Here is a 6246-nt window from a genome sequence, read left to right as displayed (position 1 = left end):
GTATCTGACCACATCGCTCAAGCCCGGCGGGGCGGTTGGCCATTGGCAGCTCGGAGGCACGCACGAAGAGCGCTTCGACGTGCCCGACCGCACGATGGAAGGCGAGATGGATGCGTTCTTCTTCTTGACGAAGGATCGCAATTTCATTCCGCACGAATATCCCTGCCGGACCGATTTCATTGCGACCTACCGGGGAGCGAGACCGGCGCCCGTCACGGAATTCGAGCCGAGCCGGGTCTGGCTTCCCTTCGGCAGTCCGCGCGTCGATCTATCGGGTTTCTGGTTCCGCGCGACGCGGGTCGAAACGTGGGCGCGCACGATGCTGAAGGCGGAGCGCGACCAGGTCGCACGTTTTCGCTTCGCCACCTGCGGCGGCGCATTTATCACCGTCAATGGCGAGCGGCTGGCCGAGCTGACGCGCTATCAGCGCAATTTCGAAGAGAGCTGCACGGTCGATGTTCCTCTTCGGACAGGTCTGAACGAGATACGGGTTTGGTTCGCGGATCTCTGCGAGCGCGATGCGCGCTATTATTTCAGCGTCGAACTTGCCGAGGGGGACGGCATTTCCGTGGCATTGCCGACTCCAATCCCCGGAGATCGTGCGCTTGCCGTTGAGGCAATGCTCGAGGGGATGCGCTTCGAAAAGCCGTCCTACGCGCGCGGCGAAGTGGCGATCGTGTTCGACGAACCTGCCCGCCAGCCCCTCGACGTGCATGTGGAGGTGCGCGGCGATTTCATGTCGACGGAAGGCAACGTGTCATTTGAGCGACGTCTGGCGCCAGGCGACACACGGATCGCAGTCGCAGAGACACATTCCCTTCCGGCGGATTTCCGCCATTTCGACATCACTGTGAGCGACGGCGGCTTTGTCGCCTCACGAGTCCTCGGCGTGGAAATCGTGCATGGCGACGAGCAGCCGCCGGCCGCGGAAAGCCTGTCTGATCGGGCGCGGATCGTCCTCGATCACGTGGCCGAGAAGGGCGAACGGGATATGGTCGCAGCCCTGGCGCGGCTCGCCTCCGGACGCGGCGGCTCCGAGACCGATCGCATCATCGATTCCTGCCTTCCGATCATCGGCGATTGTCATGATTGCGCCGATTTCCTTCTCGTCCCGCTGCTCTGGTGCCGAATTGCTTTCTCTGATCAGATCGCGCCGGAAACGCGCGATCGCATGGACGATGTCATCCTGCGCTTCCGTTACTGGATGGACGAGCCAGGCAATGACGTCATGTGGTATTTCAGCGAAAACCACGCGCTGTTGTTCCACACGGCCTGTCATCTCGCCGGGACGCTCTTTCCCGACAAGGTTTTCGTCCGTTCGGGCCGTAGCGGGCGGGAGCAAGCGGAAATCGGACGCCAACGGCTTCTCGATTGGCTGACGCATTTCGAGGCCTGCGAAATGGCGGAATGGAATTCGGCTCCCTATTTCCCGATCGATCTCAAGGGATTGTGCGCATTGTTCGCACTCTCGGGAGATGCAGCGATTCGCACGCGCTCCGGCACGGCTATCCGTCGGCTTCTCGAAATCATGGCGCTGTCCAGCCATCACGGTCTCATGACGGCATCCCAGGGCCGGAGCTATGAGCATACGCTTCGGCCGGGGCTAACGCTGGAATTGTCCGGAATCTCCTATCTCGCCTTCGGCAAGGGTGGCCTTGGCCGTCGATTCCACGCATTGCCGCAATTGGCGCTCTGCTTCGCGCAGCACGGCCTTGAGATCGATGCGAGCCTCGCGCGGTTCTCCGATCACCAGGGCGGCGAGGCTTATGAATGGCGCTACAAGCAGGGCGAAAACGGCATCGCGTCGCTCTACCATTTCAAGACCAAGGATTACGCCCTCGGCAGCATCGCTCGCTATCGTTGGACCGAGTGGGGCTACCAGGAGACGGTGCTTCATCTTCGGATGGGGAATCGCGCGGAATCACAGATCTGGATCAACCATCCCGGCGAAGTGATCCATAGCGGGTATGGACGTCCCTCCTATTGGGGAGGCTGCGGAACCGTGCCGCGCGTTCATCAATACCGCTCCCTCGCCGTGGTCGATTTTGTAACGCACCCCTCGCAGCCCGACTTCACTCATGCCTGGCTTCCCCAAGCTGAGATGGACGAGGTCATCCACGAGGGTCATCGCATTCTCGTCCGCTCTGGCGATGCCCTTTGCCTCCTGGTGGGGAGCGGCCCGTTCACCTCGGTCGACCATGGGCCGACAGCCGAATGCGAAATTCGGCTTCCGGGGCATCAGGGACGCTGGATCGTGCGGTTGTCCGATGTGGCCACCGAAGGCAGTCTGAGCGCGTTTGGCGCACGGTTTGCCGGGGTTTCGGCACAGTCGGGACAACACGATGAAATCATCCTCAACGATCCCGATTTCGGAATCGTGACCTGCGAGTCGGACGGCGTCATCCGGGCCGGCGAGAAAACGCTCGATCCGCAGAATTGGACACTCACCGGCGACCTCGAAATCTATCCGGAGGGAAGGCGCGTCGCCCTTCCCTCCCAACAACAAGGGCGGCAAGCTCAACGCAAGATCGCCTGAAATCAAGACTTCCACGGGAGGAAACAATGAAAATCATCAACCAACTCAAACTAGGTGCTCTGGCTCTCGCATTCAGCGCCTCGACGGCGCTGGCCGGCGAAGTGCGCATCATGTGGTACTCGGACGGTAATGAGGGCGAGGTCCTGCAGGACATCGTCAAGCGCTTCGAGGCTCAGAACCCGGACGTCAAAGTCGTCGTCGACAATGTCGCCTTCGGGGTGATCAAGGATCAATTGCCGGTGCAGCTCGAAGCCGGGCGCGGTCCCGACATCGTGCGTGTCGTGGAATTGAAATCGCAAGCCAAGCATTGGCTCGACCTGCGTCCGCTCCTCAAGGATCCGGCGGCTTTCGAGAAGAACTTCAGCAACACCCTCGATTGGATGCGCGACGATGGCAGCAATGCCATCCCTGGCTTCATGACGCAGCTCACGATCACCGGTCCGCTCGTGAATACCACCCTGTTCGAGCAGGCAGGCGTCCCCGTACCGGGCGAAAAGGCGACCTGGGACGAATGGGCGGCCGCGGCCAAAAAGGTGGCCGACAGCCAGAAACTGCCGATCGCACTCGCCTTCGATCGCTCCGGGCACCGCTTCATGGGGCCGGCGATCTCCATGGGCGCCAAGGTGATCGGCACCGACGGCAAACCCGCCGTGATCGACGACGGCTTCAAAGCGATGGCGCAGCGTATCGCCGATTGGCACAAGAACGGCACCATGCCCCGCGAAATCTGGGGCGGCGTCGCCGGCACGACCTACAAGGGCGCCAACGACGAGTTCGTGAACGGTCAGGTCGCGGTCTATTTCTCCGGCTCCTGGCAGGTGGCGCAATTCTCGCAGAAGATCGGCGACAAGTTCGATTGGTCTGCCGGCACGGAACCGTGCGGTCCAGCCGCGTGCACAGGGATGCCCGGCGGTGCCGGACTGGTCGCAGTCAAATACACCCAGAACCCCAAGGATGTCGCGCGCGTGATGGAATACCTCGCCAGCGAGCCCATCGTGAAGGAATTCTCGGAGCGGACCTWGTTCCTGCCGGCGCACCAAAGCGTCGCCGCCAAGGGAGTCGACTTCAAGTCGAAGGATCCGAACGTCAAGAAGTCGCTCGAGATTTTCCTGAAATCCACGCAGACCGCTTCGCCCTTGGCGTTGAAGATGCAGAGCTACAAATGGTCGGGAGCGATCTACGCGGCGGTCATCAGCCGGCTCGGACAAGTGGTGTCCGGCGAAATGCAGCTTCCGGACGCCTACACCCGCATCGAAGAGGATTTGAAGCAGAAGGTCGCCGAGGCATCGCGCTAAAGGAAGCGTGCGGTCATGAACGCCATGAGCGACGTCGGTGAAACGGGTGGACGGTCCTATGGCCTGTCCAGCCTTCTCGGCTGGCCGCTGCGCCTCGTCATGGGGGCGCTCAACGCCCCCATGAGCTTCATCCAGCGGCGGTTTGGCATCGGCGGCATGGGAACAGTCTTTCTCGCGCCCAACATGCTGATTTTCGGCGTTTTCGTGCTCATTCCCGTCGCGATCAATCTGGCTTATTCCGTCACCRGCGGCACGGCCATTTTCTTCGCCGATCGTCATTTCGTCGGGCTCGATCAATATCGCACGCTGTTGACCTGTGCGGATTACAGCCAACCCTCGACCTGCCGCGAGGATGCCTTCTGGCAAAGCGTTCACAACACCGGCTTCTTCGTGGTCGTTCAGGTGACCTTGTTGGTTCTGGTGTCGCTCGGCACGGCACTGGTCCTGAACCGGAAGATGCGCAGCCGCGGCTTCTGGCGGGCGGTGTTCTTTTTCCCGGTGCTTCTCTCACCCGTGGTGGTCGGCCTCATCTGGAAGTGGATCCTGCAGCGGGATGGGTTGCTCAACGCCGTGCTCGTCGATTTCGGCTTCGAGCGCACGCTGTGGCTCGCCGAGCGCAATTGGGCGATGTTCTGGGCCGTTTTCGTCTCCATATGGGCGCATCTCGGCTTCTACGCGCTCATCCTGCTGGCAGGGCTGCAGGCGATCCCGCGCGATCTCTACGAGGCCGCCATGATGGACGGAACGCGGCCGCTGCGCACGTTCTGGCGGATCACCCTGCCACTCCTGTGGCCCAATCTCCTCGTCGTGATCATTCTGGCTCTCATCCGGGCCGTGCAGATCTTCGATGAGGCGTTCGTCCTGACCGGTGGTGGTCCGGGTACGAGCACGCTCTTTATCACGCAGTACATCTATGAGACCGGCTTTGCCCACGTTCTGCGCAATCTCGGGCTTGCTGCGGCTGCCTCCATTCTCATGGGCGTCGTGCTGATTGGCTTGACTTGCCTCCAGCTGATCGCTTCGACCCGTAGAAACCGCAAGGAGGCAGCATGAACGCGGCATCGGCATTTTTGCTGCGGCGGCGCGGCGGCGCAGGCTGGCACTGGACGGACGTGCTGTCGTACGCGTGGCTCGGCATCGGCCTCTTTCTGATGTTCGGGCCGGTTCTCTGGCTCGCCGTGTCGTCCTTCAAGTCTCCGGCTTCCCTTGCCGAGTTCCCGCCGACGATGTTGCCGCTCGAAACCCGAATGGTAAGCGTGCAGGGTTACGACAAACCCCTTCCGCTCTATCGGCTGAAGCAGGACGACGGGAGCGAACGCGTCCTTGCGCAGGTGCGGCGCGTCGGCATCGTCGCCCAGATGGTCGATCCCGCAAATCCGGGTGAAGTCGTGCGCGTTCCGATCGACAAACGCATTCCTGAGCGGCAGGTGCACCTTGCGACAGGAAACTACACCGAGCCGCTGCAACAGTTCGATTTCCTCCGCTATTTCCAGAATTCGATCTTCGTCACGGTCATGGCGACGATCATCACGCTCATCGTCAATTCGATGGCGGCGTTTGCTCTGTCGAAATATCAGTTCAAGGGACGAACCGCCGTGCTCGGCATCATCCTTGCGACGCTCATGGTGCCGCTTTCGGTCATCGTGGTTCCCCTCTACCTGGTGGTGAACCAGCTCCAACTTTTCGACACGCTCTGGGGCGTCATTTTACCGACGGTCGCCACGCCTACCGGCGTGTTTCTCCTGCGCCAGTATATGCTGACGATTCCCGACGAACTCCTCGACGCGGCCCGCATGGACAAGGCGTCGGAATGGCAGATCTACTGGCGTATCGTCCTGCCCCTTGCTGCTCCCGCTTTGGCGGTGCTGGCGATCTTTTCCATCATGTGGCGTTGGAACGATTTTCTGTGGCCGCTCATCGTTCTGTCCCGCAAGGAGCATTATACGCTGCAAGTCGGGCTGAACGCCTTCTCGGGCGAGCTGAACGTGCAGTGGCACTACGTTCTCGCCATGACCGTCCTCTCCATCCTTCCCGTCGCCGCGATTTTTCTCTTCCTTCAGCGCTACATCACGACGGGCATCGCCAATACCGGCTTGAAGTGATGATCAGCTTATTCGGAAAGGCGCGCTCGTGAGCCATCTGACCCTCCGCCAGATCACCAAGCGGTTCGGCAATGTTTCTGTGCTGCATGGAATCGATCTGGACGTGCACGACGGAGAATTCGTCGTTTTCGTCGGGCCCTCGGGTTGCGGCAAGTCCACCCTTCTTCGTGTCATCGCAGGCCTCGAATCCGCCAGTGAGGGGGAGATTCGCCTGGACGAGCGCGTCGTCAACGAGGTTTCGGCTGCCGATCGCGGCCTCGCCATGGTCTTCCAATCCTATGCGCTCTACCCGCATATGAGTGTGCGCCAGAAC

At 61.1% G+C, this 6246-nt stretch carries 5 protein-coding genes; all 5 read left to right on the top strand.

Translation table 11 applies throughout. From position 1 onward, the window contains the following. Positions 1-4 precede the first annotated feature (4 nt). Positions 5-2536, top strand: a complete 2532-nt coding sequence (locus AC1DT3_RS10045; RefSeq protein ID WP_477465112.1) for a hypothetical protein — start codon at positions 5-7, stop codon at positions 2534-2536. A gap of 26 nt (positions 2537-2562) precedes the next feature. Continuing rightward, on the top strand, positions 2563-3831 hold the full coding sequence (locus AC1DT3_RS10040; RefSeq protein WP_477465110.1) for an ABC transporter substrate-binding protein: 1269 nt from the start codon (positions 2563-2565) through the stop codon (positions 3829-3831). 24 nt (positions 3832-3855) lie between these two features. Then, the gene (locus AC1DT3_RS10035; protein WP_477465111.1) at positions 3856-4884 is read left to right on the top strand and encodes a carbohydrate ABC transporter permease; all 1029 of its coding nucleotides are present in this window, start codon (positions 3856-3858) and stop codon (positions 4882-4884) included. Further along, complete coding sequence (locus AC1DT3_RS10030; protein ID WP_477465109.1) at positions 4881-5933, top strand: carbohydrate ABC transporter permease; 1053 nt, start codon at positions 4881-4883, stop codon at positions 5931-5933. The genes AC1DT3_RS10035 and AC1DT3_RS10030 overlap by 4 nt, the downstream gene beginning before the upstream one ends. Before the next feature lie 28 nt (positions 5934-5961). Further along, on the top strand, positions 5962-6246 hold a 285-nt coding region (locus AC1DT3_RS10025; RefSeq protein ID WP_477465108.1), incomplete at its 3' end, for an ATP-binding cassette domain-containing protein.

This window comes from Microvirga sp. P4_G7, assembly GCF_056401005.1.
This window is presented reverse-complemented; position numbering and strand designations above follow the sequence as displayed.

Bases quoted from the DNA above. Each gene is read 5' to 3' on its own strand.
- AC1DT3_RS10030 (WP_477465109.1), top strand. From the start codon at position 4,881: ATGAACGCGGCATCGGCATTTTTGCTGCGGCGGCGCGGCGGCGCAGGC.